Genomic DNA, 25,732 nt, shown 5'->3' with positions numbered 1-25,732 from the left:
CACACACCCGCAAGAAGCCATGAGCACGCCCCAGCGCCTCCAGGGCCTTGACGCCCTCAAAGGCCTGGCCTGCGTGCTGATCGTCTGGCACCACCTGGCGTTTTACGGGCCCATGTCGGACGTGGTGTATTCGTCCGCCCCCGGCCTCATGGACTGGCTTTACGGCTACGGCCGCATGGCGGTGCAGTTCTTCCTGGTCGCGGCTGGTTTCCTGGCCGCTGCTTCGCTGGCGCCGCAGGGCACGGCTGTGTTCGAGGCGCCGGGCACCTTGATGCTTCGTCGTTATGCGCGGCTCGTCAAACCCTATCTGGCCGCGCTCGCCGTCAGCGTGCTGGTGGCCGCACTGGTCAGGCCCTGGTTCGACCATCCCTCGGTGCCCGCGGCGCCCACGCTGTTCCAGCTGCTGGCGCATGGCCTGCTGCTGCAGGATGTGCTGGGCCAGGAGGCGCTGTCGGCCGGTGTCTGGTATGTGGCCATGGACTTCCAGCTCTATGCGATGACGGTGCTGGTGTTTGCCGCCGCGCGGCCGATGCGTGGCAGCATGGCGGTATCGGCGGGTGCCATGACGGTCCTGCTGATCGCGCTGCTCTCCTTGGGGGTGTTCAACCGGGACCCGTTGTTTGACATCAGCGCCCTGTATTTTTTCGGCGCCTATGCACTGGGCATGCTGGCCTTCTGGGCCTCGCGCGCAGCAGGTGCGCAACGCGGATTCTGGCTCGCCGCCATGGCGGTGCTGGGCGCGCTGGCCCTGGCGCTGGATTTCAGAGGCCGGCTTGTGGTGGCTTTGGCGAGTGCCTTCGGCCTGGTGTGGCTGGCAGGCCTTGCGCAAGGCCACTGGCTGCTGCGCGGGCTGCAGCAACGCCCGCTCCAGCATTTGGGCCGTATCTCGTACTCGGTGTTCCTGATCCACTTCCCGGTCTGCCTGCTGGTCAATGCCGTGGTCAGCCACTTCTGGCCTACGCAGCCGGCTATGAATGCGCTGGGTATGCTGCTGGCCTTTGCGCTGTCGCTGCTCGCGGGGCAGGCGCTGTATCGGTGGGTGGAATCCGCGCCCGCGCTTTTCGTGCCGGGACGCTTTCGACGCTTGTTCAGCCGCTGACGCAGCCGGCGCGCAAACTCATCAGCGCCTGAACATCTCCAGCTTCAGCTCCGCCGGCTCCCCCAGCCAGGAGGCGTGTGTGGTGTGGTCCGCCAGGTCGTCGCCTGTCACGCCGTGCACAAACACATCCAGGCCTTTGCGCTCGCTCTCCAGCCAGGGAATGATGCGTTCGAACTCCGCGCTGTCAAACGACAGCTGGCAGCTCCAGCGCGGGTGCGGCCCGACTTCGCGCTCATGCACGCGGCCCACGCCGACATGGAACAACTCACCGGCCCGCGTGGCCAGCGCGCGCGCCTGCTCGACGGTGTCGGGGCCGAAATAGAGGTGGGCATGGTAGCGGGCGTAAACGTTTTCGGGGCGCTGGATGGTATCGGGCATGGAGTTTGAGGATTAAAGCGATGGCAGTCTAGAAGCCGTCGAGAAAAGTCATCTCGGGCAGGGGTACATCGGGATTTTCGGCTCTAGCCTTCGCGTGCACCTCGCGCATGCGCTGCTTGCAATGGGCCAGATCCTTGACCTGGAAAAGAAACAGCACCTCGTCCGGCTTGTCCGCGTTCTGCCACAGGTGTTCGAGGTACATGCCTTGTTCGGCGTGCCCGGCGGCATCGTGCTCCAGCTCCTGCTTGACGGTGCCCAGCGGGGCGCCTGTGAGTTTTGCGAGTATGTGTGCCATGGAATGTCTCCCCTTGTCTCGGCGTTGAATCCATTATTGCGGGCTCCGCTTGAGGGGGTTTGCAAAAAGGGTTTTGCTTGAATATACTGTATAAAAATACAGTATATATTCGATGCCCAATTTCAATGGAACAGCATGTCCGACGCCATCATCCCCCTCCATGCCATCAAGGGCCGCGGCACCGCCACGCGCATGCCGCACCGCTTTGAGAAAGACGTGCGTGCGGCCTGGGACGATGGCTGGGGCACGCTGGAAGAAAGCGCGGCCGGCGAGGCGCCGCGGCTGGAGACCACGGTGACGATGGAGGATGCGCGCAGCGCCATCGTGCGCAACGATTCGCCGGACATCTTTTTTGACTACAGCATCAATCCCTACCGGGGCTGCGAGCATGGCTGCGTTTATTGCTATGCGCGGCCCACACACAGCTACCTCAATCTTTCGCCGGGCCTGGACTTTGAAACCAGGATCATCGCCAAGCGCAACATCGCCGAGGTGTTGCGCGCCGACCTGGCCAAGCGCAGCTATGTGCCGCAGCTGCTCAATATAGGCTCCGCCACCGATTGCTACCAGCCCGCCGAACGCGAACTGCGGCTGACGCGTGGCGTGATCGAGGTGATGCGGGACACCCATCATCCCTTTTCCTTGATCACCAAGTCCAGCGGCGTGGAGCGCGACCTGGACCTGATCGCCACGCTGGCGGCTGACAAATTGGCGGCGGTTTACGTCACCATCACCACGCTGGACGGTGAACTCGCGCGCAAGCTGGAGCCGCGCGCCGCGGCGCCGCACCGCCGCCTGCGCACCATACGGGCCATGGCCGAGCACGGCGTGCCTGTGGGCGTGAGCGTGGCACCGCAGATCCCCTTTGTGAACGAGGATATGGAGCAGGTGCTGGAGGCCGCCTGGGAGGCCGGCGCGCGATCGGCGTTTTACACCGTGATTCGGCTGCCCTGGGAAGTGGCACCCATCTTCAAGGAGTGGCTGGAGCTGCACTACCCGCAGCGCGCGGCGCGCATCATGGCGCGCATCCAGGAGATGCGCGGCGGCAAGGACTACGACAGCGATTTCGCCTCGCGCATGAAAGGCTACGGCCTGTGGTCCGACCTGATCAAGCAGCGCTTTGAGAAGGCCTGCAATCGCCTGGGCTTTAACCGCGAGCGCGTCGAGCTCGATTTGAGCCGCTTCAGGCCGCCGGGTGCCGCGGGGCAGGGAAACCTGTTCTGAACGTATAGTGCAAGCCGTGTTCTACAAGGAGTTCAGCGTGGCATTCGACTGGAAACATTCATCGGACGATGTGGATTGGGACGCGTTGTCGAATTTGTACCGGATCGCGCCGCTGGGCGAGAAGAAACCGGCCGACCTCAAAGTCGTTTTCTCCAACAGCCTGTTCAAGTGTTTTGTGTATGAGGGCGGCCAGTTGATTGGCGCCGGCCGGGCACTGGCCGATGGCATGGACTGTTCTTACATCTGCGACATCGCGGTGCACCCGGATCACCAGGGCGTGGGCCTGGGCAAGGACATTGTGGCCAAGCTGGTCGACCTGTCCAGGGGGCACAAGAAGATCATCCTGTATGCGGTGGCCGGCAAGGAGCCGTTTTACCGCAAGCTGGGCTTTCGGCGCATGCTGACCGCGATGGCGATTTTTGCGAACCAGGAGCAGGCGATGCAGAACGGGTTGGTCGGCGGCGACTGAATTGGTTTTGCTCCTTCTCCCTCTGGGAGAAGGCGGGGATGAGGGCCGTCGGCGCTGGATACTCGTTGGTTTATTTTGAAGCCGCTGGCCCTCACCCTAACCCTCTCCCAGGGGGAGAGGGGACAAACCGGGGAGAGGGAATAAACGCGCGACCGCCGGCTTCACCCTAGCGTAAATAGCTGCGATTGAGCCGCACTTCAAGCTTCTTCTGCAGCGTCTCAAACGACGCGCTCATGGCCCAGTAAATCCCCGCGGCCGCCAGGTAGAGCGGGAAGGGCTGGAAGGTGGTGGCGATCACTTCCTTGGTGGCCAGCATCAGTTCGCCGACGGCGATCACCGAGACCAGCGAGGTGTCCTTGATCAGGCTGATCAGGCTGTTGGACAGGCTGGGCACGGCCAGCCTCAGGGCTTGCGGGCCGATCACGTAGCGCAGGGTCTGCGCCTGCGTGAGGCCCAGGCTGCGGGCCGCGTTCCATTGGCCGTGCTCCACGCCGTTGATGGCGCCGCGAATCGTTTCCGACAGGTAGGCGCCGACGTTGAGGCTCAAGCCCAGGATGCCGGCGCTGATCGGGTCGAACTGTATGCCTATGCTGGGCAGGCCGAAGTAGATGACAAAGAGCTGCACCAGCAGCGGCGTGCCGCGCATGCAGCTGACGTACAGCGCCGCGAACTGCGACAGCCCGGGCACCTTGGCCAGCCGCGTGACGGCCACAACAGTGCCTATGATGGCGCCGAAGAAGACAGACGCCACCGCGAGCAGCAGCGTCCACGCCGCACCTTTGAGCATCAGCGGCAGGGCGTCGCGCAGCAGGGAGGTCAAGCCGGACAGGTCCATAAGGGTCTCCACAAATAAAAACCCCGGCTGCGAGCCGGGGTGTCAGGCGCCTGCCGAAAGCGGCGCGCGGCTGGATCGATGTTACTTCGCCACGGGCGGCTTGCTCACGTCGCGGTCAAACCACTTGGTGGAGATTTTCGCGAAGCTGCCGTCGGCCTGCAGGTCGGCCAGCGCCTTGTCGAGGGCGGCCTTGAACTTGGGGTTGTTCTTGACAAAGGGGATGCCGGATTTTTCGAGCTCGCCGACAGGCGCGCCGGGTTTGAGCGGCAGCTTGGTTTGCTTGACGATGTAGGGAATCAGCAGGCTGTCATTGAGCGCCGCATCGATACGGCCCAGGGCCAGGTCCTGCAGGTACTCTTGCGCGCCGGGATAGGTCTTGACGTCGATGCCGCCCACTTTTTTGGCGATGTCGGCGTAGTTGGTGCCCTGGCCCAGGCCCAGCTTTTTGCCCTTGAGGTCGGCCAATGTCTTGAACTCGCGCTTTTCATCCTTGCGGATGATCAGCTGCGGGGCCGAGATGGTGTAGGGCTCGGAGAAATCAAAGGTCTCCTTGCGTTTGTCGGTGATGCCGACCTGGTTGATCACCACGTCGTATTTGCCGGCCTGCAGGCCGGCCAGGATGGCGCTCCACTCGCTGGTCGAAAACTCGGCCTTCACGCCGAGCTTTTGTGCCAGGGCATTGGCCAGTTCCACTTCAAAGCCGGCGAGCTGGCCGCCTTCCTTGTAGTTGAACGGAGGGTAGGTGCCTTCGAGCGCCACCTTGAGCGTGCCGCGCTGCTTGACGGTGTCCAGCAGGTCGGCGGCGCCGGCGCTGAAAGCGAGTGTGAAAAGGAGCGTGGAGGCCAGAGCCTTGCGGATATTCATATTCAGCCCTTGCATAAGAGAGTTGTTATTGAGATGCAGGTTGAATATTAAATCCGTTCGCCATGCTGGTGCATGCCGCCCCAAAAAGGCCCTACAGGAAATCCGGATGCTGGAGCGAGGCTCTCAGGGCTTGGCGCAATGGGCGTAGATGTCGAGCGCGGGCTTGTAGACGGCGGTCTGCACATTCATCAGGCCCAGCACCGAGTGAAAGTAGTTGTCATGGCTCACGGGTGCATCGAGTTGCTGCTTGAGGCAGGCTGTCGTCAGCTTGCCGCGCTGCTCGAAGCCGGGCGACAGCCAGGTGATCCAGGGCACGCGTTTCTGCACGTCGGGTGCGATGCCGTAGGGCATGCCGTGCAGGTAGAGGTTGTTCTCGCCCAGTGATTCTCCGTGGTCGGCCAGGTAGAGCAGGGCGGGTGCGCTGTGCGCTTCCTGCGCCTTGAGCCACTGGATGGAGGAAGCCAGCAACTGGTCGGTGTAGACGATGCTGTTGTCATAGGCATTGAGCAGGCCTTCACGGCTGCAGCTTTGCAGCGCGTTGTCTGTGCACTCGGGCAAAAACTTTTTGAAGGCTTGCGGTGAGCGTTTGAAATAGGCCGGGCCGTGGCCGCCCATCTGGTGCATCACCACCACCACGCCTTTGGCGCGCCGCTCGGCCGGCAGCGCGGCGATGCGCTCATCGAGGCCGTGCAGCATCACTTCGTCAAAACATTCACCGCTGTCGCACAGGCCGGGCACTTTGAGCTGCACCGTGTTGACGTTGGGCACGCGGTCGCACACGCCCTTGCAGCCCGACTGGTTGTCTATCCAGAGCACGGCCAGGCCGGCGCGCTGCAGCACGTCGAGCAAGCCCTCGTAGTTGGCGGGCCGCGCGTCGTAGGCCTCGCGCCCGAAGTTGGAGAACATGCAGGGCACCGAGGCCGCCGTGCTGGTGCCGCAGGACCAGGCGTTGCGCTGGCTGGCGACGTTTTCTTTGGCGAGCAGCGGGTTGGTGGGCCGGCCGTAGCCGTTGAGCGAGAAGTTGCCGCTGCGCGCCGTCTCGCCCAGCACCAGCAGCAGCAGCGGTGGTTTGTTCTGCGCGGTGTAGCTGGCGCCCAGTTTCGCGTCTTCGCCCAGCGGCAGCACGACGGATTCGTCGCGCTGGAAGGGCTTGGCCGCGATGGCGCTCAGCGCGTAAAAAGAGTTCAACGGGTTGATCAGGTAGCGCACATGGGTGTAGTTGCGCATGACCGAGGCGATGCTCTGGAAGAACAGGAACACTACCAACACCAGCAGCACGGAGGTGCCGGCCAGCGTGGCGAAATTGCCGAGCAGCTGCCGCGCGGCGCCGGCCCGCCTGACTTTCTGCCGCCACAGCAAGACCAGCGGCAGCACCGCCAGCACCAGCACCGTGGCCAGCAGGCGCCAGTTCAGCAGGTCGCGGGTTTCGCGCACGTCGGTCTGTAGGGTGTTGACCATCATGGTCTTGTCGATGACCACGCCGTAGGCCATCATGAAGTAGGCGCCGAAGGCCGCCGAGAGCAGGAAGATCGTGATGGCCGGCTTGAGCGTCCAGTGCCAGGCCAGCAGGCTCAGCAGGGCCGTGGTGGCCAGCGTGATCACCAGCACCAGGGCAACGCTGATGACGGCGACCTGGCCGCCGCTGAGATCGGGCAGACGGGACAGCTCGCGCCACAGCGCGACGTTGCACACCGTGGCGATCCAGATACTGGCCAGCACCACCAGCCACAGCGGGCGCATGCCGCCGAGCTGTTGATCGGAAGGAGGGGAAAGGCTGGCGGCCTCGGGCTTGGGTTGCAGCGGCATAGCGCTGAATTGTATTGGCCGTGCCTTATGGCGAGCTTAGGGCCGCTTCAGGCGTTCACGGGCAAACCGAGTTGCCGTGCATGGTGGGTCAGGTGTTCGGCCATGAAGCTCGCGATGAAGTAATAGCCGTGGTCATAACCCGCATGGCGATGCAGCGCCAGCGGCTGGCCGGCCCTGGCGCAGGCGACCTCGAACAGCTCGGGGTGCAGCTGCTCGGCGAGGAATTTGTCGGCCAGGCCCTGGTCTATGCGTATGCCGCCGGGGTAGGGTGCCGCGGGCATGAGGCTCATCAAGGCGGTGGCGTCGTGTTCAACCCATCCTGACTCATCGCTTCCCAGGTAGCCCGTGAACGCCTTGCGTCCCCAGGGACATTGGCTGGGCGCGCAAATGGGCGCAAAGGCCGAAACCGACCTGAAAAGATCCGGATGCCTGAGCGCGAGTGTCAGCGCCCCATGGCCGCCCATCGAGTGCCCGAAGATGCCGATGCGCCCTGTATCGATCGGCAGCGCGTCCGCCAGCAGCGGCAGCAACTCCGCAGTGATATAGCTTTCCATGCGGTAGTGCGGCGCCCACGGGGTCTGCGTGGCATCAAGATAGAAGCCGGCGCCTACGCCGAAGTCCCAGCTGTCGGCCTCGCCGGCAATGCCTGCCCCGCGCGGGCTGGTGTCGGGCGCGACCAGGGCCAGGCCCAGCTCGGCCGCCAGGCGCTGCGCGCCGGCTTTGACCATGAAGGTTTCTTCATTGCAGGTCAGGCCCGCGAGATACACCAGGGCCGGGACTTTGTTGCCGGCCGCAGCCTGCGGCGGCAGGTAGACCGAGAAGCGCATGGGCAGGCCGATCTCGCGCGAATCGTGTTGGTAAAAGCGCTGCAGGCCGCCGAAGCAGCCGTGTTCGCTGAGGAGTTCAGGAGTGCTCGCCATGCCGCTCAATACAACACTACGCCGCGAATCGACTCGCCGCTTTTCATTAAATCGAAGCCCTTGTTGATATCTTCCAGCGGCATGGTGTGCGTGATCAGGTCGTCGATGTTGATCTTGCCTTCCATGTACCAGTCGACGATTTTGGGCACGTCGGTGCGGCCGCGCGCGCCGCCGAAGGCCGAGCCTTCCCATTTGCGGCCGGTGACCAGCTGGAAGGGCCGGGTGCTGATTTCGGCGCCGGCTTCGGCCACGCCGATGATGATGCTGCGGCCCCAGCCCTTGTGCGTGCATTCCAGCGCCTGGCGCATCACCTTGGTGTTGCCTATGCATTCAAAGCTGTAGTCGGCACCGCCGTCGGTCAGCTGCACGATGGCGTCGACCACGTTCTCGGTGTCCTTGGGGTTGATGAAATGTGTCATGCCGAACTTGCGCGCCATTTCCTGGCGCGCGGGGTTGATGTCGACGCCGATGATCTTGTCGGCGCCCACCATCTTCGCGCCCTGGATGACGTTGAGGCCGATGCCGCCCAGGCCGAAGACCACGACGTTGGCGCCGGCTTCCACCTTGGCGGTGAAGAGCACCGCGCCTATGCCGGTGGTCACGCCGCAGCCGATGTAGCAGACCTTGTCGAAAGGCGCGTCTTCACGGATTTTCGCCAGCGAGATTTCAGGCGCGACGGTGTAGTTGCTGAAGGTCGAGGTGCCCATGTAATGGAAGATGGGCTTGCCGTCCAGGCTGAAGCGGCTGGTGGCGTCGGGCATCAGGCCCTTGCCCTGCGTGCCGCGTATCAGCTGGCACAAATTGGTCTTGCGCGAGAGGCAGAACTTGCATTGCCGGCATTCAGGCGTGTAGAGCGGGATGACGTGGTCGCCCTTCTTGAGCGTGGTCACGCCGGGGCCGACGTCGACCACGATGCCCGCGCCTTCATGGCCCAGGATGGCCGGGAAGATGCCTTCCGGGTCGGCGCCCGAGAGCGTGTAGTAGTCGGTGTGGCAGATGCCGGTGGCCTTGATCTCGACGAGCACCTCGCCGAATTTCGGGCCTTGCAGGTCCACGGTTTCAATGGTCAGGGGCTGGCCTGATTTCCAGGCGACGGCGGCTTTGGTTTTCATGGTGCGGGTGCTTGCGTTAGGGGTGGGCGAAAGGGCGTTGCGCTGCGTAAGGCACTATAAGCCAGTCGCTTCGCCTGCGGCCCGCAAGATGTTTCATTTTGAGAAAACCCCGGGTGGCGCCGGTCCCAAAGAAAAAGCCGCCTGGCTCCCGGAAAAGGAGCTCAGGCGGCTGGCGCTGATTGAAAGCGCGACGGGCTTTAGCGGCCGGCTTCTTTCAGGTACTGCGTGCGCGCGGCGACAGCGGTGTCGGTGAAGTCGGTGAACACGCCGTCCACGCCGGCGCGGTAGAAGGCCAGGTACTCGGCCTTGGGGTCGCCCTGGTAGTCGGCGGCCAGGCGGCGCGACTCGTTGCGGAAGGTGAAGGGGTGCACGAAGAGGCCGACCTTGTGCGCGTCGGCCACCAGGCTGGTGGCGGGCTGCGAGTTGGAGTCCGCATCGTTGAGCTTGCCGTCGCGGTTGATGTCGACCTGCTTGCCGTCGGTGCCCAGGGTGCCCTTGGTGCTGATGATGTAGCGCTTCCACGGGCCTATGCCGTCGGCATAGGTCTTGATCTCGGCCAGGCCCGCGGGCGTGACCATGGCGTCGAAGAAACGCTTGTCGCCGGCCTTGGTCCAGTCATAGGGACGGTCGCTGGGCACGGCAAAGGTGACGCGGCCGGTCTTGGGGTCTATGCCGTCGCCGTCGATGAGCTGGATCAGGCGCGTGTTCAGGCCCTTGCTCTTCATGTACTTGAGGCTGCCGGGTTCGAAGGACTGCACGTAGATGGGCGCGGTCTTGCTGTTCCAGCCGGCGGCGTTGATGATGGCGATCAGCTTGTCTTCCATCGGCAGGCCGCGTTCGCGGAAGTAGGTCGGGTTCTTGGTCTCGGGGTAGATCGCGATGCTGCGGCCGGTCCTGGCGGACTGGGCCTTGGCCAGGTCCACGACTTCCTGGAAGGTCGGCACCTTGTACTGGCCGTTGAACTGCTGCGGGCGCTCGGCATCGGTCGAGATGGCGCCCAGGGTGCGGATTTCGGCCAGCGTGAAGTCGTCGCTGAACCAGCCGGTCTGCGTCTCGCCGTCGACCTGGATGGTCTTTTTGCGCGAGGCGAATTCAGGGTGTTTGGCCACGTCGGTGCTGAAGGCCAGGTTGGGGTCGTGGCGCGTCATCAACACGCCGTCCTTGGAGACGATCAGGTCCATCTCGATCACGTCGGCGCCGAGTTCAATGGCGCGCACATAAGCTTCCAGCGTTTCTTCGGGGATGTAACCGGAAGCGCCGCGGTGGGCGATGACCAGGGGCGCCTTGCCGTCGAGCGTGGAGAGGCCGGCTTGTGATGGCGTGCCCGAAGAGGAGCAGGCGGCCAGCAGCACGCTGCTGCAGACGAGGGCGAGCAAGGCGCCTTGCTTGAAGTTGAAGGCCTTGCGGGTCGATACGGTCATGGGTGCTTCCCTGAGTTAAAAGGCTGATCGTAGGCATGCGATGACGACAGGCCTGTGACAGTGTGTGCGGCGTTGTTGGCAAAACAACGCCGGGCCTTGCTTCATCCGGCAAAAAAAATGCCGGAACAAGTCCGGCATTTTGGGGTTGGAAGGATCAGGCCATCAGGCGCTGAAGAAACTCTTAAGCTTGTCGGCCCAGCCTTCTTCAGTCGGCGAATGTTTGGCGCCGCCTTTTTTCAGCGACTCGTCAAGCTCCTTGAGCAGCTTGCGCTGGTGTTCGGTGAGCTTGACCGGCGTTTCCACCGTGATGTGGCAATACAGGTCGCCGGGGTAGCTGGAGCGCACGCCCTTGATGCCCTTGCCGCGCAGGCGGAACTGCTTGGCGGCCTGTGTGCCTTCTGGGATGTCGATGGCGGCCTTGCCGGCGAGTGTCGGCACTTCAATTTCACCGCCCAGCGCGGCCGTGGTGAAGCTGATGGGCACGACGCAGTGCAGGTCGTCGCCGTCGCGCTCGAAGATGTCGTGCTTCTTCAGGCGGATCTCGATGTAGAGGTCGCCGGGCGGGCCGCCGTTGGTGCCGGGCTCGCCGTTGCCGGTGGAGCGTATGCGCATGCCGTCGTCGATGCCCGCGGGAATCTTCACTTCCAGCGTCTTGTTGTTCTTGGTCTTGCCCACGCCGTGGCAGGTCACGCAGGGTTCGGGGATCAGCTTGCCGGTGCCCTTGCACTGCGGGCAGGTCTGCTGCACGCTGAAAAAGCCCTGGCGCATCTGCACCACGCCGTGGCCGTGGCAGGTGGTGCAGGTCACCACCTTGGTGCCGGGCTTGGCGCCGCTGCCGTGGCAGGTGTTGCAGTCGTCCCAGCTCGGGATGCGGATCTGCGCTTCCTTGCCGTGGGCCGCTTCCTCGAGCGTGATCTCCATGGCGTAGCTGAGGTCGCCACCGCGGTAGACCTGGCGGCCGCCGCGCTGCTGGCCGCCGCGCTGGCCGCCGAACACGTCGCCGAAGATGTCACCGAAGGCCTCGGCAAATCCGCCGAAACCTTCCGCGCCGGGACCGCCGCGCATGTTGGGGTCCACGCCCGCGTGGCCGTACTGGTCGTAGGCGGCGCGCTTGTTCTCGTCCGAGAGCATCTCGTAGGCCTCTTTGGCCTCCTTGAATTTTTCCTCGGCAACCTTGGACGCGTCCCCCTGGTTGCGGTCGGGGTGGTGCTTCATCGCGAGCTTGCGATAGGCTTTTTTGATGTCCTCGTCACTGGCGTTCTTGGGTACGCCCAGCGTGTCGTAATAGTCTTTTTTGGTGGCCATGAGAGCTCAGGTCTTCGTTGATCGGATCGTCGGGTCAGTCAGCGGGCAGGCGGTCAATCCCGGGCATTCGCGGGCACCGGCAGATACACAAAAGCGGAAAGCCGGGATTGCTCCTGGTTTCCGCCTTCTGCGTCCGCCTGTGCCAACTGCCTCTGCATGCAGTTATCGCGCCAATGCGGGCTTCTTGCCTTCAGGCGCTTAGCCCTTCTTGACTTCCTTGACCTCAGCGTCCACGACATTGTCGTCTGCCGGCTTGGCCTCGGCCTGCGCGGCACCCGCGGCGCCCGCGTCACCGCCGGCTGCCGCCTGCGAAGCCTGCATGTCGGCGTACATTTTTTCGCCGAGCTTCTGGCTGGCTTCCATCAGGGCCGTGTTCTTGGCGTCGATGGCGGCCTTGTCGTCGCCCTTGAGCGCCTCTTCCATGTCCTTGATGGCGGTCTCGATCTTTTCCTTCTCGCCGGCTTCGAGCTTGTCGCCGTACTCGCCCAGCGATTTCTTCACGCTGTGCACCATGGCTTCGGCGTTGTTCTTGGCGGTCACGAACTCGACCTTCTTCTTGTCTTCTTCGGCGTTCAGCTCGGCGTCTTTCACCATCTGCTGGATTTCAGCTTCGGACAAACCGGAGTTGGCCTTGATGGTGATCTTGTTTTCCTTGCCGGTGCCCTTGTCCTTGGCGCCCACGTGCAGGATGCCGTTGGCGTCGATGTCGAAGGACACTTCGATCTGCGGCGTGCCGCGCGATGCGGGCGGAATGCCCTCGAGGTTGAACTCGCCCAGCGCCTTGTTGCCCGAGGCGATTTCGCGTTCGCCCTGGAACACCTTGATGGTCACGGCCGGCTGGTTGTCTTCGGCGGTCGAGAAGGTTTGCGCGAACTTGGTCGGGATGGTCGTGTTCTTCTTGATCATCTTGGTCATCACGCCGCCCATGGTTTCGATACCCAGGGACAGCGGGGTGACGTCGAGCAGCAGCACGTCGGTGCGGTCGCCGGACAGGACCTGGCCCTGGATGGCGGCGCCCACGGCGACGGCTTCGTCGGGGTTCACGTCCTTGCGCGGCTCCTTGCCGAACAGCTCCTTGACCTTTTCCTGCACCTTGGGCATGCGGGTCTGGCCGCCGACCAGGATCACGTCATGGATGTCGGCCGCGCTGACGCCGGCGTCCTTCATGGCGACGCGGCAAGGGGCCATGGTGCGCTCGATCAGTTCGTCGACCAGGCTTTCGAGCTTGGCGCGGGTCAGCTTGACCAGCAGGTGCTTGGGACCGGTCGCGGGGTCGTGCGCGATGTAGGGAATGTTGACTTCGGTCTGAGGGCTGTTGGACAGTTCGATCTTGGCCTTCTCGGCGGAGTCTTTCAGGCGCTGCAGGGCGACCACGTCTTTGGACAGGTCGATGCCGCTGTCTTTCTTGAACTCGGCCACGATGTAGTCGATGACGCGCTGGTCGAAGTCTTCGCCGCCCAGGAAGGTGTCGCCGTTGGTGGACAGCACTTCAAACTGCTTTTCGCCGTCGACATCGGCGATCTCGATGATGGAGATGTCGAAGGTGCCGCCGCCCAGGTCATACACGGCGATCTTGCGGTCGCCCTTTTCCTGCTTGTCCAGGCCGAAGGCCAGGGCCGCCGCGGTGGGCTCGTTGATGATGCGCTTGACTTCCAGGCCGGCGATGCGGCCGGCGTCCTTGGTGGCCTGGCGCTGCGCGTCGTTGAAGTACGCGGGCACGGTGATCACGGCGTCGGTGACGGGCTCGCCGAGATAGTCTTCGGCGGTCTTCTTCATCTTGCGCAGGATGTCGGCGCTGACTTGCTGGGCCGAGATTTTCTTGCCGCGCACTTCAACCCAGGCGTCGCCGTTGTCGGCGGCCACGATGGCGTAGGGCATCAGCGCGATGTCCTTCTGGACTTCTTTTTCGCTGAACTTGCGGCCGATCAGGCGCTTGACGGCGTAGAGCGTGTTCTTGGGGTTGGTCACGGCCTGGCGCTTGGCGGACGCGCCGACCAGCACTTCGCCGTCTTCCTGGTAGGCGACGATGGAAGGGGTGGTGCGCACGCCTTCCGAGTTCTCGATGACGCGGGGCGTGTTGCCCTCCATGATGGACACGCAGCTGTTGGTGGTGCCCAGGTCAATGCCGATGATTCTTCCCATGATGATTTACTCCTGCTTTTTTGATTCGTGAAAGATTGAAAGTGGGGTGGCCGGGGGTTTAAGCCTCTGGCCGCTGTGAACGACTATGTTGATAACTTGTGGGTAAGTTGATGGGCTTCAAGGGCCTCAACATGGTTTTGTGTTCGGTTTGTTGTGTTATTTGGGGGCTGCCACCGTCACCAGGGCGGGGCGCAGCACGCGCTCGGCGATCAGGTAGCCTTTTTGCAGCACGCTGACCACGGTGTTGGCTTCCTGGTCGGCCGGCACCATGCTGATGGCCTGGTGCTGGGCGGGGTCGAATTTGGTGCCGGCGGCGGGGTCGATTGCCACCACCTTGTTGCGCTCGAGCGCGCTCTTGAGCTGCTTGAGCGTGGCTTCGGCGCCTTCACGGATCTGCTCGGGCGAGGCGTCCTTGATGGCCAGGCCGGCTTCCAGGCTGTCGGCCACCGGCAGCAGGCTTTCGGCGAAGCTTTCGAGCGCGAACTTGCGGGCCTTGGCGACGTCTTCGTCGGCGCGGCGACGGGCGTTTTCGGTCTCGGCCTTGGCGCGCAGGTAGCTGTCGGCCAGTTCGGTGTTCTTGGCCTGCAGCGTGGCGACTTCGGCCTGCGCCACGGTCAGCGCGTCAAACTCGTTGGCGGCTTGCGCCGCTTCGAGTTCCTCGGGGCTGGGTTCGCCGCTAAGGGGTTGATTTTGTTCGGGTTGTTTGTTTTCAGACATGCGAAGCAACAGGGTTGGTGTTGGTAAGGTTCCCAACTGGGGATGGCAAAGCCCTTTTCAAGACAAGGGCTTCGATTTGGATTATGAAATTTTTGGCAGCGCGGGTACGGCGGCGGGATCGGCTTATGCGTCCTGGGCGGCCCATTCTTCTGCCCACTGGTGGAGCGGTTTGAGCTTGTGCAGCAGTCCGCTGCCGGTGGCGGTGAGGACGTAGCCGGCGCTTGCGAGTTCCACAAGCCGCGCCTCGCGCAAATCCTTGAGCCGGTCGTTCATGACCGAAGGCGACATGTTTCCGGCATTTGCTGCCAATTGCCGGAAACTTTGCGGCTGCCCATCGCGCAGTTCCCACAGCAGGCGCAGCGTGCCGCGCCGGCCCAGCAGGTCCAGCAAGGCCATCACGGGCCGGCCCGTGGCGGAGCCGCGAACCGGTTTGCCGGGAAGGGGGAGGGTGGACGTCATGCCCCGGATTGTAGGGGCTGCGCCTGTCGTGTCGGCGACGGTTGCTACGGAATGCGTAGCGATATAGTGGGCTATCGCTACGAAATCCGTAGCGATTGGCGTCCCCTCAACCCAACCCCATAGAAAGCCTTGACCATGACCAACACCGTGGCACCTCTTCCCCGCATCGCGCCGCTGCAGCCGCCTTACCCACCCGAACAGGACGCGCTCCTCCAGAAGATCACGCCGCCCGCTGCGCCGGATGTGCTGGCGCTTTTTCGCGTGCTGGCCGTCAATCCCAAGCTGCTGGAGCGCATGCCCTCGTGGGGCGGTTACCTGCTGGGCTCCAGCGCCAGCCTGTCACTGCGCGACCGCGAGGTGGTGATCAACCGCGTCTGCGCGCGCTGCGGGGCGGAGTATGAATGGGGTGTGCACGTTGCCGCCTTCGGCCGGGCCGCGGGTTTCAGCGACGCCGACAACGCCGCGATTGCCGACCCGGCCTCGGACGGGCAGGGCCTGGCGCAGCGCGACGGCCTGTTGCTGCGGCTGGTCGATGAGCTGCACGACAGCAGCACGGTGAGTGATGCGCTGTGGCAGGAACTGGCCGGGCTCTGGCCGGCGCCGCAACTGATCGAGTTGCTGATGCTGGCCGGCTGGTACCACGCGATCAGCTATGTGTGCAATGCGGCCCGCGTGCCGCTGGAGCCCTGGGCGGCGCGCTGGGCGCGTTGATCAAAAAGCTCAGGCCGCGGCGAGCTTTTGCATGCGCGCCATCAGCTCGCGCTTGTTGTCGCGGCTTCGATGGGCGTGCTCACGCATCAGCGCTTCGGCGCGCGCGCCTTCACCGGCCAGCAGCGCGGCCAGCACGTCTTCATGGTCGCTCTGGGCGCGCTGGATGTAGCCGAACTCCAGCAGCGGCAAGGCGCCGTTCAGGCTCAGCGCACCGGCGCCGGCCATCGGGGTCTTGCTGACATGCGCCAGCGCCGATGCCAGCGTGCTGTTGCCGGCGGCTTCCACCAGCGCGGCGTGAAAACGCGCGTTCATGGGCACCCAGCGGGCCGCGTCGATCACGTGGCCGGCGGCCTCGGCTTTCTCCAGCAGCAAGCGGCCTTCCTCAATGCAGGCTTGCAGTCCGGCCCGGGTGTCGGGGCCGAGGCCGCGCTCGGCCGCCTGCCGCGCCGCCATGCCTTCGAGCACGCCGCGCACGTCGACCGCATTGGCGATTTCGTCCACGCTGAACTGGCGCACGCGAAAGCCGCGCGTCGGCAGGCGCTCCAGCAGGCCTTCTTTTTCGAGCTCGCCGAGCGCGATGCGTATGGGCGTGCGCGACACGGCCAGCTGGGCCGAAAGCTCCAGCTCCACCATGCGCTCGCCGGGCGCCGCCTGGCCGCTGAGGATTCTTCGCCTCAATTCGTTCGTGGTGTAGTCGATCTGTGAGGACATGCGGTGGATGTAAAGTTGGCTGATTATTGCATGCAATATTCTGGTTAATAAGGGTTAACTAGAGGATTGTTGAGACTATTGCGTGCAATAAAATAAGATCACTAAGAATTTTAGGCGCTACCGGCCTGGCCGGAACTGAAGCTTCGACGAGCGTTCACGGTGGTGCGCATTTCCCCAGGAGACACGATGAATTTACCTTTTTCCCATTACCCGCCCTCAGTGGCTTTCCCCCTGCGCCGCCTGTTGCTGGCCTGCGCCGCGGGGCTGGCCCTGATCGCCCCTGTCGCCCACGGCCAGCCGGCGGCGGCCTATCCCAACAAGCCCATCAAGCTGATCGTGCCTTTTCCGGCCGGCGGCGGCGGTGACACGCTGGCGCGCCTGGTCATGCTGCGCGCGGCCAAAGAACTGGGCCAGCCCATGGTGGTGGAAAACCTGGGCGGTGCAGGCGGCAATGTGGGCAGCGCGGCCGCAGCCAAGTCGCCGGCCGACGGCTACACCGTGCTCTACGGCACCAACGGCACGCATGCCATCAACCATGCGATCTACAAATCGCCGGGTTTCAGCGTGCGCGACTTCGAGCCGGTGACCCAGCTCACGCGCATCGCGGCCATGGTGGTGGTGCGGCCCACGCTGCAGGTCAATTCCATGGCCGAACTCACCAAACTGCTCAAGGCGAATCCGGGCAAGTACACCTTCGGCTCGGCCGGCAACGGCACGACCTCGCACCTGGCCGGCGAGATCTACAAATCGCGCGCGGGCCTGGCGGTGGTGCACATTCCCTACCGCGGCGGCGCGCAGGCCATGACCGACCTGATGGGCGGCCAGATCGACATGATGATCGAGGTGATGCCCAATGCCGCGCCTCAGGCCAAGGGCGGCCGCGTCAAGCCGCTGGCGGTGACGACAGCCACGCGGGTCGCGGGCTGGCCCGACCTGCCCACCATCGCCGAATCGGGCCTGGCCGGATTCGACGTCAGCGCGTGGGATGCGATCTTTGTGCCCGCCGGAACACCGCGCCCCATCGTCAACCGGCTTAACGAAGCAATCCACAAGGCGCTGGCCGATCCGGAGTTGCGCGCGCAGCTGCAGTCGCGCGGCGCCGAGGCCGCGCCCGGCACGCCGGAAGAACTCGCCAGGCACATCGCGAGCAACATGACGCTGTGGGGTGATGCGGTGAAGCGTTCGGGCGCCGCGGTGGACTAGGGCGCCGGGTCGGGCCATAAAAAAAGCGACCGAGGCGGTCGCTTTTTTTTGAACCGGTGACCGGCCTATCCGTTTCTCAGGGCTTGGGTTTTTTCGTCTGGCTGATCACCCATTTGCCGGCGAAGGCCTGCAGGTCGTTCAGGCGCTTGAGCAGGTCGGCGCCCAGCGTGGTGACGATGTAGCCGTCGCTGCCATGGCCGATCAGGCCGGCAGCGCGCAATTCCTTGATGCGGGTGTTGAGGGTGTTGGGCGTGATGTTGCCGACGCTGTCTTGTAGCAGGCGAAAGGTCTGGGGATGGCCGTCTTTCAGCGCCCACAGCACGCGCAATGCATAGCGTGCTTCCAGCAGTTCAAGTAGTTGACCTACCGCTGCATTTTCTTTGGCACTCATCAGCTCGTCTCCTCGGTCACAGTCCGGTCACAGGTGGTTATTAAGCAAAAAGCTCTATCGGCGGGAACCAAATATAACGCAATTTCCTGGCTGCTACGAGTTTTATAGCTGAACATGCCCGCCACGTCTGGACGAGGGACTATCCCCTTACATCACAGGAAGCAGTGCCGGCGGATGCAGGGGCACCGTGCCGCCCGACTGTGACGATGCCATGACGGCTTCTATCACCTGCTGCACGCCCAGTGCCGAGCGCCCCGTGACGGCAGGCGCCGTGCCGTTCTTCAGCGCGCGTATGAAATCCTGCAGCACCGTCCTGTGGGCCGCGTGGTCGAAGGCCATGGGGTCCGCGCCGCCGCCTGAGGCCTGGCGCGCGCCGGCGTTCAAGGTTCGGCCGTCCTGGAAAGCCGCCCGCATCTCGCCGCCTTCCAGCGTCGCGGTGCCGCGCGTGAAGTTGAGTTCGATGCGCTCCGGAAAGCCCGGGTAGGCGGCCGTCGTGGCCTGCACCACGGCTACCGCCCCGCTGTCATAGTGCAGCAGCGCGGCCGCGGTGTCTTCGCCTTCCATGCGGTGCACCGCGCTGGTACTCGCGACGCCCGTCACGCGCGCCGGCATGCCGATGAGGCTCAGCAGCAGGTCCAGGGTGTGGATGGCCTGCGTGATCAGCACGCCGCCGCCGTCCCGCGCCAGGGTGCCGCGCCCGGGCTCGTCGTAATAACTCTGCGGCCGCCACCAGCGTACGGCGGCGGTGGCGCTCACCAGCTGTCCCAGCTCACCCGACGCCATCAATGCGCGCAAGGCGACCGCCGCTTCGCGCAGGCGGTGCTGCAGCATGACGGCCAGCGTGACGCCGGCCTGCTCACAAGCCTCCACCAGCGCGTTGGCGCGGTTCAGGTCTGTCTCCAGCGGCTTTTCAACCAGCACGTGTTTGCCCGCGCGCGCGGCGCGCTGCACGAGCTCGAGGTGCGTGTTGGGCGGTGTCAGCACCAGCACGGCCTGGATGCTCGCATCTTCGAGGATGTCTTCCAGCCGCGTGGTCTTCTTTGCGCCGGCCGGCGTCTTTACACCCGCCAGCCGCTCGGCGCTGCGGCCGTAGACGTACACGAGTTCGGCCTCGCCGGCCAGGTCCTGCAGGCTGCTGAAATGGGGTGCGGACCCGAGGCCCGCGCCTATGACGGCGATGCGCAGCCGCTGGGATTGAAGTGGAGGCATGTTTTGTTCGAGAGGGTGGGTGCCGGCCGCAAGCGCGCGGCCGCTAACGGATTTGGAGCGGACTTGTTGAGTTCTACCGCACGCTCAATCGGCGGTGATGCGGCGGGTGTCTATCAAGGTTTTCCAGCGCGTCCACTCGCGCAGCTGGAAGGCCGTGAATTCCTCCGGCGTGCTGGCGACGATCTCCAGGCCCTGGTCGAGCATGCGTTTCCTCAACTCAGGATCTTGCATCGCGGCGATCACCGCATCGCTGAGTGCCTTCTTCGTGGCGGGCGGCAATCCCTTGGGCGCGGCCATGCCTTGCCACGAGTAGACCTCGGCGCCTTTCACGCCGGCCTCGGCCAGCGTCGGCACCTCGGGCAGCACGGGCGAGCGTTTGTCGCCGGTGACGGCGATGGCGCGCAGCTTGCCGGCGCGGATGTGCGGCAGCACGGCATTGACGTTCTGGAACGAGAAATCGACCTGGTTGCCCAGCAGGTCGTTGACCGCCGGCGCGCCGCCCTTGTAGGGCACGTGCACACCTTCGGTTTTCGACTGCTGCCAGAACAGCTCGGCCGAGAGGTGGTCGGACGAGCCGTTGCCTGAACTGGCAAACGAGACCTTGCCCGGCGTCTTGCGCAGCAGCGCCAGCACCTCGTCCACCGTGCGCTCGGGCCGCGCGACGTTGGCGACCAGCACGTTGGGCGCTTGCACCGGCACGCTGATGTAGTCGAAGTCTTTGGTGGCGTCATAGGGCACGCCCTTGAGCAGGTGCGGCGTGACGACAAACGCGCCCAGCGAGGACACCAGCAAGGTGTAGCCGTCGGCGGGCGCGCGCTTGACCTGGCCCGTGCCTATGGTGCCGGTGGCGCCGGGGCGGTTGTCGACCACAAAGCTGCCGCCCAGCCTTGTCTGCAGCTGCAGCGCCAGTGCGCGCGCCACCATGTCGGTGGAGCCGCCCGCGGGAAAGGGCACGACGATGGTCACGGGCCTGGCCGAAGGCCAGGCGCCTTGTGCCCAGGCGGGCAGTGCTTGAAGTGACAGCAGCGGCAGGGCGGCGACGGCAAGCGCTGACTGGAGGAGGGAACGGCGTTTCATGGTGTCTCCTGAACGCGATACGGAAATAAGGACGGATGCAAGGGCGGGCAGGGCAGCTGGCGCCGTCCTCTCGCTTGTTCGCTTGCGCTTACTTGATGGCCTGGATGCGCTCGTACAGGCTCTTGGGCCAGGGCGCATCGGCGGCGGTCAGCGAGGGCAGCACGGCTGCGGCGAAAGGCGCGCGGTCGACCTTGTTGACGGTCTTGCCCTTTTTCTCGAACTCGGCGACCAGGCGGTTTTCCGCATCGACGATGTCCTGGCTGGCGCGGCTGGAGGCTTCCCACAGCACCTGGTCGAAGATTTTCTTGTCGGCGTCGCTGAGCTTGGACCAGACCGAGCCCGATACGGCGGTGACCAGCGATTCGGTGATGTGGCCCGTCAGCGTGATGTATTTCTGCACTTCGTAGAACTTCTTGGCCTCGATGGTGGGCAGCGGGTTTTCCTGCGCGTCGACCGTGCCGTTCTGCAGCGCCAGGTAGACCTCGGCAAACGCGATGGGCGTCGGGTTGGCGCCCACTGCCTTGGGGAACATCACGAACAGCGGCGCATCGGGCACGCGCAGCTTGAGCCCCTTCATGTCCTCGGGCTTGAAGATGGCCTTGTTCGAGGTCATGTGGCGCAGGCCGTAATAGGTGTAGCCCGCGATGTGCTGGCCGCCGGTCTTGCCCGCATAACCCTGGGCCAGTTCCTGGAAGATGGGTCCGTTGCGGAAGGCCTGGAAGTGGTTGTAATCGCGGAACACAAAAGGCGCGGCGGCGATGGACAGCGGCGGATAGGCGCGGCCGGCAAAGGCGGCGCCGGTGTAGATGATGTCCACGGTGCCCAGGGTCAGGCCCTGGTTGATTTCGGTTTCCTTGCCCAGCGATGAAGCCGGGAAGACTTCGACGATGTAGCGGCCGTTGGTCTTCTTCTTGATTTCATCGGCGGCCCAGACGGCCTGCTTGTGAAAGGACTCCGACGTCTCGTAGACGTGCGCCCATTTGAGTTTGGTCTGGGCAGCGGCGCCGCCCGCGCCCAGCGTGCCGGCCAGCGCCAGGAGCGTTGCGCCCGCAAGGCTGCAAAGGGTTCTGCGTTTCATGTCTTGTCTCCAGATGTTTGTAGTAGTGGTGAACGGGTATCGCGGGTGGAAAAAGCGCCTGGGTATACCGCCCCTAGTCGCCTGCTGGGCCGCCGACGCGCCCCATGACAAAAAGCAAAAAGCCTCCGGGAGCCTCTAAATCCCGGGGAGCTGCCGGCTTTACCGGACCATGCAGGGCATCTTGTTGTTGAAGGTCCAGCCGGGGATCAGGTATTGCATGGCCACGGCGTCGTCGCGCGCGCCCAGGCCGTGCTTGAGGTAGAGCTGATGGGCTTTTTCCACCTCGTCCATGTCCAGCTCCACGCCCAGGCCGGGCTGCTTGGGCACGGCGACTTCACCGCCGACGATCTGCAGCGGCGCCTTGGTCAGGCGCTGGCCGTCCTGCCAGATCCAGTGCGTGTCGATCGCCGTGACCTTGCCCGGCGCGGCGGCGGCCACGTGCGTGAACATGGCCAGGGAAATGTCGAAGTGGTTGTTCGAATGCGAACCCCAGGTCAGGCCCCAGGTCTGGCAGATCTGCGCCACGCGCACCGAACCCTGCATGGTCCAGAAGTGCGGGTCGGCCAGCGGGATGTCCACCGACTGCAGGTGGATGGTGTGCGACAGCTCGCGCCAGTCGGTGGCGATCATGTTGGTGGCGGTCGGCAGGCCGGTGGCGCGGCGGAACTCCGCCATCACCTCGCGACCCGAGAACACGCCTTCGGCGCCGCAGGGGTCTTCGGCGTAAGCCAGCACGTCGCCGCGGCCCTGGCAGATGCGGATGGCGTCCTTGAGCAGCCAGCCGCCGTTCGGGTCCAGCGTGATGCGCGCCTCGGGGAAACGCTCGGACAGCGCGGTGATGGCTTCCATCTCTTCCTCGCCGCGCAGCACGCCGCCCTTGAGCTTGAAGTCCTTGAAGCCGTAGCGCTTGTAGGCCGCTTCGGCCAGCGCCACGATGCCGTCGGCGTCCATCGCGGCTTCATGGCGCAGGCGCAGCCAGTCGTCTTGCGCGTCGGGCTCCGATGCATAGGGCAGGCCGGTCTGCTTGCGGTCCGCGACGTAAAACAGGTAACCCAGCATGGCCACCGAATCGCGCTGCTGGCCGTCGCCCAGCAAGGCCGCCACCGGCACGCCCAGGAACTGGCCCAGCAGGTCGAGCAGGGCGCTTTCCACGGCGGTCACGGCGTGGATCGCCACACGCAGGTCAAAGGTCTGGTTGCCGCGGCCGCCGCTGTCGCGGTCGGCGAAGGCGGTGCGCAGGGTGTTGAGGATCTGGTTCCACGCGCCTATCGATTGGCCTTCGATGAGGGGCGTCGCATCTTTCAGGGTGTTGCGGATCTTCTCGCCGCCCGGCACCTCGCCCACGCCCGTGCGGCCCGAGCTGTCGGTCAGGATCAGGATGTTGCGGGTGAAGAAGGGGCCGTGCGCGCCGCTCAGGTTCAGCAGCATGCTGTCCTGGCCGGCCACGGGAATCACCTGGACGCGGGTGATGCGGGGCGTTTGCGAAGCGGCGGGTGGGGAAACAGAAGAGGCTTGGGAGGCTGGCATACCGGGCGTGTTGTAGAGGGTTGATAAAGTCGATTTATCAGTTATCGTACAACTCGTCGATTCTTTATGCAACCAGATTTGTACCCAGGGGATGGGCTAGCGGCGCTTGCGCGGGCTCTCCGGGCGGCTGCATGGTGTGCGCGTTATTGCCCCGGCGCAGCCGTTCGCGGCTGTTGGACAGGTGGGTGCGCATGGCGGCGCGCGCGGCCTCGGCGTCCTGGTTGCGGATGGCGTTGTAAATGCTTTCGTGCTCGCTGTTGACGCGCTGCAGGTAGTTGAAGCGCCCCTCGGGCGCGCTGTGCGCCGTGTTCACGCGGGTGCGCGGAATGATCATGGTGCCCAGGTAGGTCATCAGGTCGGCGAAGTGGCGGTTGCCGGTGGAGCGGGCCACTTCCATGTGGAACTGGAAGTCCGGCGGCACCGCGTCCGAGTCCAGGCTGATGGAGTCGTGGAAGGCGCGCAGGGCGTTTTCCATGGCCTTGAGGTTTTCCGGCGTCCGCCTCTGGGCGGCCAGGCCCGCGGCCTCGGTTTCCAGGCTGATGCGCAGCTCCAGCACCGAGATCACGTCGGCCACGGTGGCGAAGTCCTCGGCCGTGATCTTGAAGTTGCCGGCGCTTTGCGGCTGTAGCACAAAAGTGCCGATGCCGTGCCGGGTTTCCACCAGGCCCGAGGCCTGCAGCTTGGACAGCGACTCGCGCACGACAGTGCGGCTGACGTCGAAGCGGGCCATGATTTCCGCCTCTGTGGGCAGTTTTTCGCCGGGCTGCAGGCGGCCTTCGCGGATGCTGGTGGCCAGGCTTTCGACGATCTCGCCCACCAGTCCGCGGGGCCGGCGCAGACGCGGCAGCTCCTCGTGAAAGGCAGGCGTAAGGACTGCTTCCGGGCGACTAGGGGTTTTCCTTGAGTCCATTAAAAAACCATTGACAAGCTAGGGGGCGAAACCGAGAATTCTAAGTCATCAGACAACCTATGACTGATGCATTTGTAGGTTGACTTTAACAAACTCCAAAAAAAAGTCCAGTGTTTGTCGGCGTTTATGGCGACACCGGGCCCAGACGTAAAAAATGACCATCAAAGTTCATGAAAAACTGTTGCTGACCGGCGCGGCCGGCGGTTTGGGCAAGGCCTTGCGCGAGCGCCTGAAGGCCAATTGCTCCGTGCTCCGCCTGTCCGACGTGCAGGCTTTTGGCGCCGCCGCGGCCGGCGAGGAAGTCGTTCTGGCCGACCTGGCCGACTCCGCCGCGGTGCACACCATGGTCCAGGGCGTGGACGCCATCGTCCACCTGGGCGGCGTCTCGGTGGAAGGGCCTTTCGGCCCCATCCTGCAGGCCAACATCCTGGGTGCCTATAACTTGTATGAAGCGGCGCGCAAGAACGGTGTCAAGCGCATCGTCTTCGCCAGTTCCAACCACGTCACCGGCTTTTATCGCCAGGACCAGACCATCAACGCCGACCACCCGCCGCGCCCCGACGGCCTGTACGGCCTCTCCAAGGCCTTCGGTGAAGACCTCTCGCGCCTTTATTTCGACCGCTACGGCATTGAAACCGCCTGCGTGCGCATTGGCTCCTCGTTTGCCGAGCCCAAGGACCGCCGCATGCTGGCCACCTGGCTCAGTTTTGACGACCTGCACCGCCTGATCACCGCCTGCCTGACGACGCCGGTGCTGGGCCACAGCATCGTCTTCGGCATGTCCGACAACGCCGTGACCTGGTGGGACAACAGCCGCGCGCGCCACATCGGCTACGTGCCCAAAGACAGCTCCGACATCTTCCGCGAGGCGGTCTATGCCCGTACCCCCGCGCCCGACCTCAAAGACCCTGTCGCGCAGTACCAGGGCGGCGGTTTTGTCGTGGCCGGCCCCTTCGGCGACTGAGCATCTATATATATGAGTGAAGCTCAAGCCGAACTGGTCCTGGATGCGCGCAACGGCGTGGGCGAAAGCCCCGTCTGGGACGCGGCCGAACAGGCGCTGTATTGGGTCGACATCCCCGCGCGCCGGCTGTGCCGCTGGAGCGTGGCCGATGCCGCGCTGACCGAATGGCTGGCGCCTGAAATGCTGGCCTGCATAGGCCGCCTGGGTGCGAAGGACTGGATCGCCGGCGCCGAGAGCGGCGTGTTCCGTATCAGCCCGAAGGCCGGCGGCGAACTTGGCTTTGACCGGCTCGCCGGCGTGACCCATGCCCAGGCCGGCATGCGCTTTAACGACGGCCGCTGCGACCGGCAGGGGCGTTTCCTGGCCGGCACCATGCAGATGAACATGGCGGCAGGCGCGCGCGTCGGCAGCATCTACAGCTACCAGGGCAGCGGCCTCAAGGTGCTGCTCGAAGGTTTCATCACGCCCAACGGCATGGCCTTCAGCCCGGACGGCCGCACCATGTACCTGTCGGACTCGCACCCTTCGGTGCAGTCGGTCTGGGCCTTCGATTACGACACCCACACCGGCATCCCGTCGAACCGCCGCCTCTTCATCGACATGAACCCGCTGCCCGGCCGGCCCGACGGCGCGGCCGTCGACGCCGACGGCTGCTACTGGATCTGCGGCAACGACGCCGGGCTGGTCCACCGCTTCACGCCCGCCGGCAAGCTGGACCGCTCGCTGGCCGTGCCCGTGAAGAAGCCCGCCATGTGCGCCTTCGGCGGCGCAGGGCTTGACACCCTGTTCGTGACATCGATACGCCCTGAAGGTGTCGATCTATCTGACCAGCCGCTGGCCGGCGGTGTGTTCGCGCTGCGCCCCGGCGTGCGCGGACTGCCCGAAACCGCGTGCCTGTATTAAAA

General features: G+C 64.5%; 26 protein-coding genes. 7 read left to right on the top strand and 19 right to left on the bottom strand.

Going from position 1 to position 25,732, the window contains the following annotated elements:
* Positions 1–19 precede the first annotated feature (19 nt).
* Positions 20–1,099 (top strand): acyltransferase family protein, encoded by a 1,080-nt coding sequence (locus ACSQ27_RS09240; RefSeq protein ID WP_436155149.1) that lies wholly within the window; start codon positions 20–22, stop codon positions 1,097–1,099.
* A gap of 21 nt (positions 1,100–1,120) precedes the next feature.
* Here ACSQ27_RS09240 and ACSQ27_RS09235 read toward each other — a convergent pair whose 3' ends face one another.
* Complete coding sequence (locus ACSQ27_RS09235; protein WP_436155148.1) at positions 1,121–1,477, bottom strand: DOPA 4,5-dioxygenase family protein; 357 nt, start codon at positions 1,475–1,477, stop codon at positions 1,121–1,123.
* 28 nt (positions 1,478–1,505) lie between these two features.
* Complete coding sequence (locus ACSQ27_RS09230; protein WP_436155147.1) at positions 1,506–1,772, bottom strand: hypothetical protein; 267 nt, start codon at positions 1,770–1,772, stop codon at positions 1,506–1,508.
* Between the two features lie 135 nt (positions 1,773–1,907).
* Between ACSQ27_RS09230 and ACSQ27_RS09225 the strand changes: the two genes are divergently transcribed.
* Together ACSQ27_RS09225 and ACSQ27_RS09220 are read left to right on the top strand one after the other, a co-directional pair.
* Positions 1,908–2,996 carry a PA0069 family radical SAM protein gene (locus tag ACSQ27_RS09225; protein ID WP_436155146.1) on the top strand — a complete coding sequence of 363 codons (1,089 nt, stop codon included), beginning with the start codon at positions 1,908–1,910 and terminating at the stop codon, positions 2,994–2,996.
* Positions 2,997–3,033: 37 nt separating this feature from the next.
* Complete coding sequence (locus tag ACSQ27_RS09220; RefSeq protein WP_436155145.1) at positions 3,034–3,465, top strand: GNAT family N-acetyltransferase; 432 nt, start codon at positions 3,034–3,036, stop codon at positions 3,463–3,465.
* A 166-nt stretch (positions 3,466–3,631) separates the two neighbouring features.
* Here the strand turns inward: ACSQ27_RS09220 and ACSQ27_RS09215 are convergent, their stop codons facing one another.
* From ACSQ27_RS09215 to ACSQ27_RS09170, 10 genes are all read right to left on the bottom strand, one after another.
* The gene (locus ACSQ27_RS09215) at positions 3,632–4,300 is read right to left on the bottom strand and encodes an amino acid ABC transporter permease (protein ID WP_436155144.1); all 669 of its coding nucleotides are present in this window, start codon (positions 4,298–4,300) and stop codon (positions 3,632–3,634) included.
* An 81-nt stretch (positions 4,301–4,381) separates the two neighbouring features.
* Complete coding sequence (locus ACSQ27_RS09210) at positions 4,382–5,164, bottom strand: transporter substrate-binding domain-containing protein (protein ID WP_436155143.1); 783 nt, start codon at positions 5,162–5,164, stop codon at positions 4,382–4,384.
* Positions 5,165–5,287: 123 nt separating this feature from the next.
* A complete protein-coding gene (locus ACSQ27_RS09205; RefSeq protein WP_436155142.1) occupies positions 5,288–6,970 on the bottom strand; it encodes a phosphoethanolamine transferase in 1,683 nt (560 codons plus the stop codon).
* Positions 6,971–7,017: 47 nt separating this feature from the next.
* Positions 7,018–7,890 (bottom strand): S-formylglutathione hydrolase, encoded by an 873-nt coding sequence (fghA, locus tag ACSQ27_RS09200; protein ID WP_436155141.1) that lies wholly within the window; start codon positions 7,888–7,890, stop codon positions 7,018–7,020.
* Between the two features lie 5 nt (positions 7,891–7,895).
* Positions 7,896–9,002: an S-(hydroxymethyl)glutathione dehydrogenase/class III alcohol dehydrogenase gene (locus ACSQ27_RS09195; RefSeq protein ID WP_007868626.1), complete on the bottom strand. Its 1,107-nt coding sequence runs from the start codon at positions 9,000–9,002 to the stop codon at positions 7,896–7,898.
* Positions 9,003–9,199: 197 nt separating this feature from the next.
* Positions 9,200–10,423: a glycerophosphodiester phosphodiesterase gene (locus ACSQ27_RS09190; RefSeq protein WP_436155140.1), complete on the bottom strand. Its 1,224-nt coding sequence runs from the start codon at positions 10,421–10,423 to the stop codon at positions 9,200–9,202.
* Between the two features lie 162 nt (positions 10,424–10,585).
* Entirely contained in the window at positions 10,586–11,728 is a 1,143-nt protein-coding gene (gene dnaJ / locus ACSQ27_RS09185; protein WP_436155139.1) for a molecular chaperone DnaJ, read from the bottom strand.
* 198 nt (positions 11,729–11,926) lie between these two features.
* Entirely contained in the window at positions 11,927–13,870 is a 1,944-nt protein-coding gene (gene dnaK / locus ACSQ27_RS09180) for a molecular chaperone DnaK (protein WP_436155138.1), read from the bottom strand.
* Between the two features lie 156 nt (positions 13,871–14,026).
* Positions 14,027–14,587, bottom strand: a complete 561-nt coding sequence (gene grpE, locus ACSQ27_RS09175; RefSeq protein ID WP_436155137.1) for a nucleotide exchange factor GrpE — start codon at positions 14,585–14,587, stop codon at positions 14,027–14,029.
* Between the two features lie 123 nt (positions 14,588–14,710).
* A complete protein-coding gene (locus ACSQ27_RS09170; protein ID WP_436155136.1) occupies positions 14,711–15,046 on the bottom strand; it encodes a winged helix-turn-helix transcriptional regulator in 336 nt (111 codons plus the stop codon).
* 135 nt (positions 15,047–15,181) lie between these two features.
* On the opposite strand from ACSQ27_RS09170, the gene ACSQ27_RS09165 reads away from it, so the two are divergent.
* Complete coding sequence (locus ACSQ27_RS09165) at positions 15,182–15,757, top strand: carboxymuconolactone decarboxylase family protein (protein WP_436155135.1); 576 nt, start codon at positions 15,182–15,184, stop codon at positions 15,755–15,757.
* Positions 15,758–15,766: 9 nt separating this feature from the next.
* Here the strand turns inward: ACSQ27_RS09165 and ACSQ27_RS09160 are convergent, their stop codons facing one another.
* Entirely contained in the window at positions 15,767–16,468 is a 702-nt protein-coding gene (locus ACSQ27_RS09160; RefSeq protein WP_436155134.1) for a GntR family transcriptional regulator, read from the bottom strand.
* A 186-nt stretch (positions 16,469–16,654) separates the two neighbouring features.
* Between ACSQ27_RS09160 and ACSQ27_RS09155 the strand changes: the two genes are divergently transcribed.
* On the top strand, positions 16,655–17,671 hold the full coding sequence (locus tag ACSQ27_RS09155; protein ID WP_436155133.1) for a Bug family tripartite tricarboxylate transporter substrate binding protein: 1,017 nt from the start codon (positions 16,655–16,657) through the stop codon (positions 17,669–17,671).
* Positions 17,672–17,747: 76 nt separating this feature from the next.
* On the opposite strand, the gene ACSQ27_RS09150 is transcribed toward ACSQ27_RS09155, so the two are convergent.
* The 6 genes from ACSQ27_RS09150 to ACSQ27_RS09125 all read right to left on the bottom strand — a co-directional run bounded on the left by ACSQ27_RS09150 (position 17,748) and on the right by ACSQ27_RS09125 (position 23,863).
* A complete protein-coding gene (locus ACSQ27_RS09150) occupies positions 17,748–18,062 on the bottom strand; it encodes a winged helix-turn-helix transcriptional regulator (RefSeq protein WP_436155132.1) in 315 nt (104 codons plus the stop codon).
* A gap of 147 nt (positions 18,063–18,209) precedes the next feature.
* Complete coding sequence (locus ACSQ27_RS09145) at positions 18,210–19,271, bottom strand: Gfo/Idh/MocA family protein (protein WP_436155131.1); 1,062 nt, start codon at positions 19,269–19,271, stop codon at positions 18,210–18,212.
* A gap of 84 nt (positions 19,272–19,355) precedes the next feature.
* The gene (locus tag ACSQ27_RS09140; RefSeq protein WP_436155130.1) at positions 19,356–20,348 is read right to left on the bottom strand and encodes a Bug family tripartite tricarboxylate transporter substrate binding protein; all 993 of its coding nucleotides are present in this window, start codon (positions 20,346–20,348) and stop codon (positions 19,356–19,358) included.
* Between the two features lie 88 nt (positions 20,349–20,436).
* Positions 20,437–21,426 (bottom strand): sialic acid TRAP transporter substrate-binding protein SiaP, encoded by a 990-nt coding sequence (locus ACSQ27_RS09135; RefSeq protein WP_436155129.1) that lies wholly within the window; start codon positions 21,424–21,426, stop codon positions 20,437–20,439.
* Between the two features lie 159 nt (positions 21,427–21,585).
* Positions 21,586–22,953 carry a glucarate dehydratase gene (gene gudD / locus ACSQ27_RS09130; protein ID WP_436155128.1) on the bottom strand — a complete coding sequence of 456 codons (1,368 nt, stop codon included), beginning with the start codon at positions 22,951–22,953 and terminating at the stop codon, positions 21,586–21,588.
* 64 nt (positions 22,954–23,017) lie between these two features.
* Positions 23,018–23,863: a FadR/GntR family transcriptional regulator gene (locus ACSQ27_RS09125; protein ID WP_436155127.1), complete on the bottom strand. Its 846-nt coding sequence runs from the start codon at positions 23,861–23,863 to the stop codon at positions 23,018–23,020.
* Between the two features lie 154 nt (positions 23,864–24,017).
* Here ACSQ27_RS09125 and ACSQ27_RS09120 point away from each other — a divergent pair, with 154 nt between their 5' ends.
* Together ACSQ27_RS09120 and ACSQ27_RS09115 are read left to right on the top strand one after the other, a co-directional pair.
* On the top strand, positions 24,018–24,827 hold the full coding sequence (locus ACSQ27_RS09120) for an NAD-dependent epimerase/dehydratase family protein (RefSeq protein WP_436155126.1): 810 nt from the start codon (positions 24,018–24,020) through the stop codon (positions 24,825–24,827).
* Between the two features lie 12 nt (positions 24,828–24,839).
* Positions 24,840–25,730, top strand: coding sequence for an SMP-30/gluconolactonase/LRE family protein (locus ACSQ27_RS09115; protein ID WP_436155125.1), 891 nt, complete (start codon positions 24,840–24,842; stop codon positions 25,728–25,730).
* Positions 25,731–25,732: the final 2 nt, after the last annotated feature.

Origin of the sequence: Polaromonas sp. LjRoot131, from assembly GCF_964252805.1 — a bacterium.
Taxonomy (GTDB): domain Bacteria; phylum Pseudomonadota; class Gammaproteobacteria; order Burkholderiales; family Burkholderiaceae_C; genus Polaromonas.
Note: the sequence above shows the minus strand (reverse complement) of the source record. Positions and strands in the feature narration are given on the sequence as shown.

Bases quoted from the DNA above. Each gene is read 5' to 3' on its own strand.
- ACSQ27_RS09240 (WP_436155149.1), top strand. From the start codon at position 20: ATGAGCACGCCCCAGCGCCTCCAGGGCCTTGACGCCCTCAAAGGCCTG.
- ACSQ27_RS09235 (WP_436155148.1), bottom strand. From the start codon at position 1,477: ATGCCCGATACCATCCAGCGCCCCGAAAACGTTTACGCCCGCTACCAT.
- ACSQ27_RS09230 (WP_436155147.1), bottom strand. From the start codon at position 1,772: ATGGCACACATACTCGCAAAACTCACAGGCGCCCCGCTGGGCACCGTC.
- ACSQ27_RS09225 (WP_436155146.1), top strand. From the start codon at position 1,908: ATGTCCGACGCCATCATCCCCCTCCATGCCATCAAGGGCCGCGGCACC.
- ACSQ27_RS09215 (WP_436155144.1), bottom strand. From the start codon at position 4,300: ATGGACCTGTCCGGCTTGACCTCCCTGCTGCGCGACGCCCTGCCGCTG.
- ACSQ27_RS09210 (WP_436155143.1), bottom strand. From the start codon at position 5,164: ATGAATATCCGCAAGGCTCTGGCCTCCACGCTCCTTTTCACACTCGCT.
- ACSQ27_RS09205 (WP_436155142.1), bottom strand. From the start codon at position 6,970: ATGCCGCTGCAACCCAAGCCCGAGGCCGCCAGCCTTTCCCCTCCTTCC.
- fghA (WP_436155141.1), bottom strand. From the start codon at position 7,890: ATGGCGAGCACTCCTGAACTCCTCAGCGAACACGGCTGCTTCGGCGGC.
- ACSQ27_RS09195 (WP_007868626.1), bottom strand. From the start codon at position 9,002: ATGAAAACCAAAGCCGCCGTCGCCTGGAAATCAGGCCAGCCCCTGACC.
- ACSQ27_RS09190 (WP_436155140.1), bottom strand. From the start codon at position 10,423: ATGACCGTATCGACCCGCAAGGCCTTCAACTTCAAGCAAGGCGCCTTG.
- dnaJ (WP_436155139.1), bottom strand. From the start codon at position 11,728: ATGGCCACCAAAAAAGACTATTACGACACGCTGGGCGTACCCAAGAAC.
- dnaK (WP_436155138.1), bottom strand. From the start codon at position 13,870: ATGGGAAGAATCATCGGCATTGACCTGGGCACCACCAACAGCTGCGTG.
- grpE (WP_436155137.1), bottom strand. From the start codon at position 14,587: ATGTCTGAAAACAAACAACCCGAACAAAATCAACCCCTTAGCGGCGAA.
- ACSQ27_RS09170 (WP_436155136.1), bottom strand. From the start codon at position 15,046: ATGACGTCCACCCTCCCCCTTCCCGGCAAACCGGTTCGCGGCTCCGCC.
- ACSQ27_RS09165 (WP_436155135.1), top strand. From the start codon at position 15,182: ATGACCAACACCGTGGCACCTCTTCCCCGCATCGCGCCGCTGCAGCCG.
- ACSQ27_RS09160 (WP_436155134.1), bottom strand. From the start codon at position 16,468: ATGTCCTCACAGATCGACTACACCACGAACGAATTGAGGCGAAGAATC.
- ACSQ27_RS09155 (WP_436155133.1), top strand. From the start codon at position 16,655: ATGAATTTACCTTTTTCCCATTACCCGCCCTCAGTGGCTTTCCCCCTG.
- ACSQ27_RS09150 (WP_436155132.1), bottom strand. From the start codon at position 18,062: ATGAGTGCCAAAGAAAATGCAGCGGTAGGTCAACTACTTGAACTGCTG.
- ACSQ27_RS09145 (WP_436155131.1), bottom strand. From the start codon at position 19,271: ATGCCTCCACTTCAATCCCAGCGGCTGCGCATCGCCGTCATAGGCGCG.
- ACSQ27_RS09140 (WP_436155130.1), bottom strand. From the start codon at position 20,348: ATGAAACGCCGTTCCCTCCTCCAGTCAGCGCTTGCCGTCGCCGCCCTG.
- ACSQ27_RS09135 (WP_436155129.1), bottom strand. From the start codon at position 21,426: ATGAAACGCAGAACCCTTTGCAGCCTTGCGGGCGCAACGCTCCTGGCG.
- gudD (WP_436155128.1), bottom strand. From the start codon at position 22,953: ATGCCAGCCTCCCAAGCCTCTTCTGTTTCCCCACCCGCCGCTTCGCAA.
- ACSQ27_RS09125 (WP_436155127.1), bottom strand. From the start codon at position 23,863: ATGGACTCAAGGAAAACCCCTAGTCGCCCGGAAGCAGTCCTTACGCCT.
- ACSQ27_RS09120 (WP_436155126.1), top strand. From the start codon at position 24,018: ATGACCATCAAAGTTCATGAAAAACTGTTGCTGACCGGCGCGGCCGGC.
- ACSQ27_RS09115 (WP_436155125.1), top strand. From the start codon at position 24,840: ATGAGTGAAGCTCAAGCCGAACTGGTCCTGGATGCGCGCAACGGCGTG.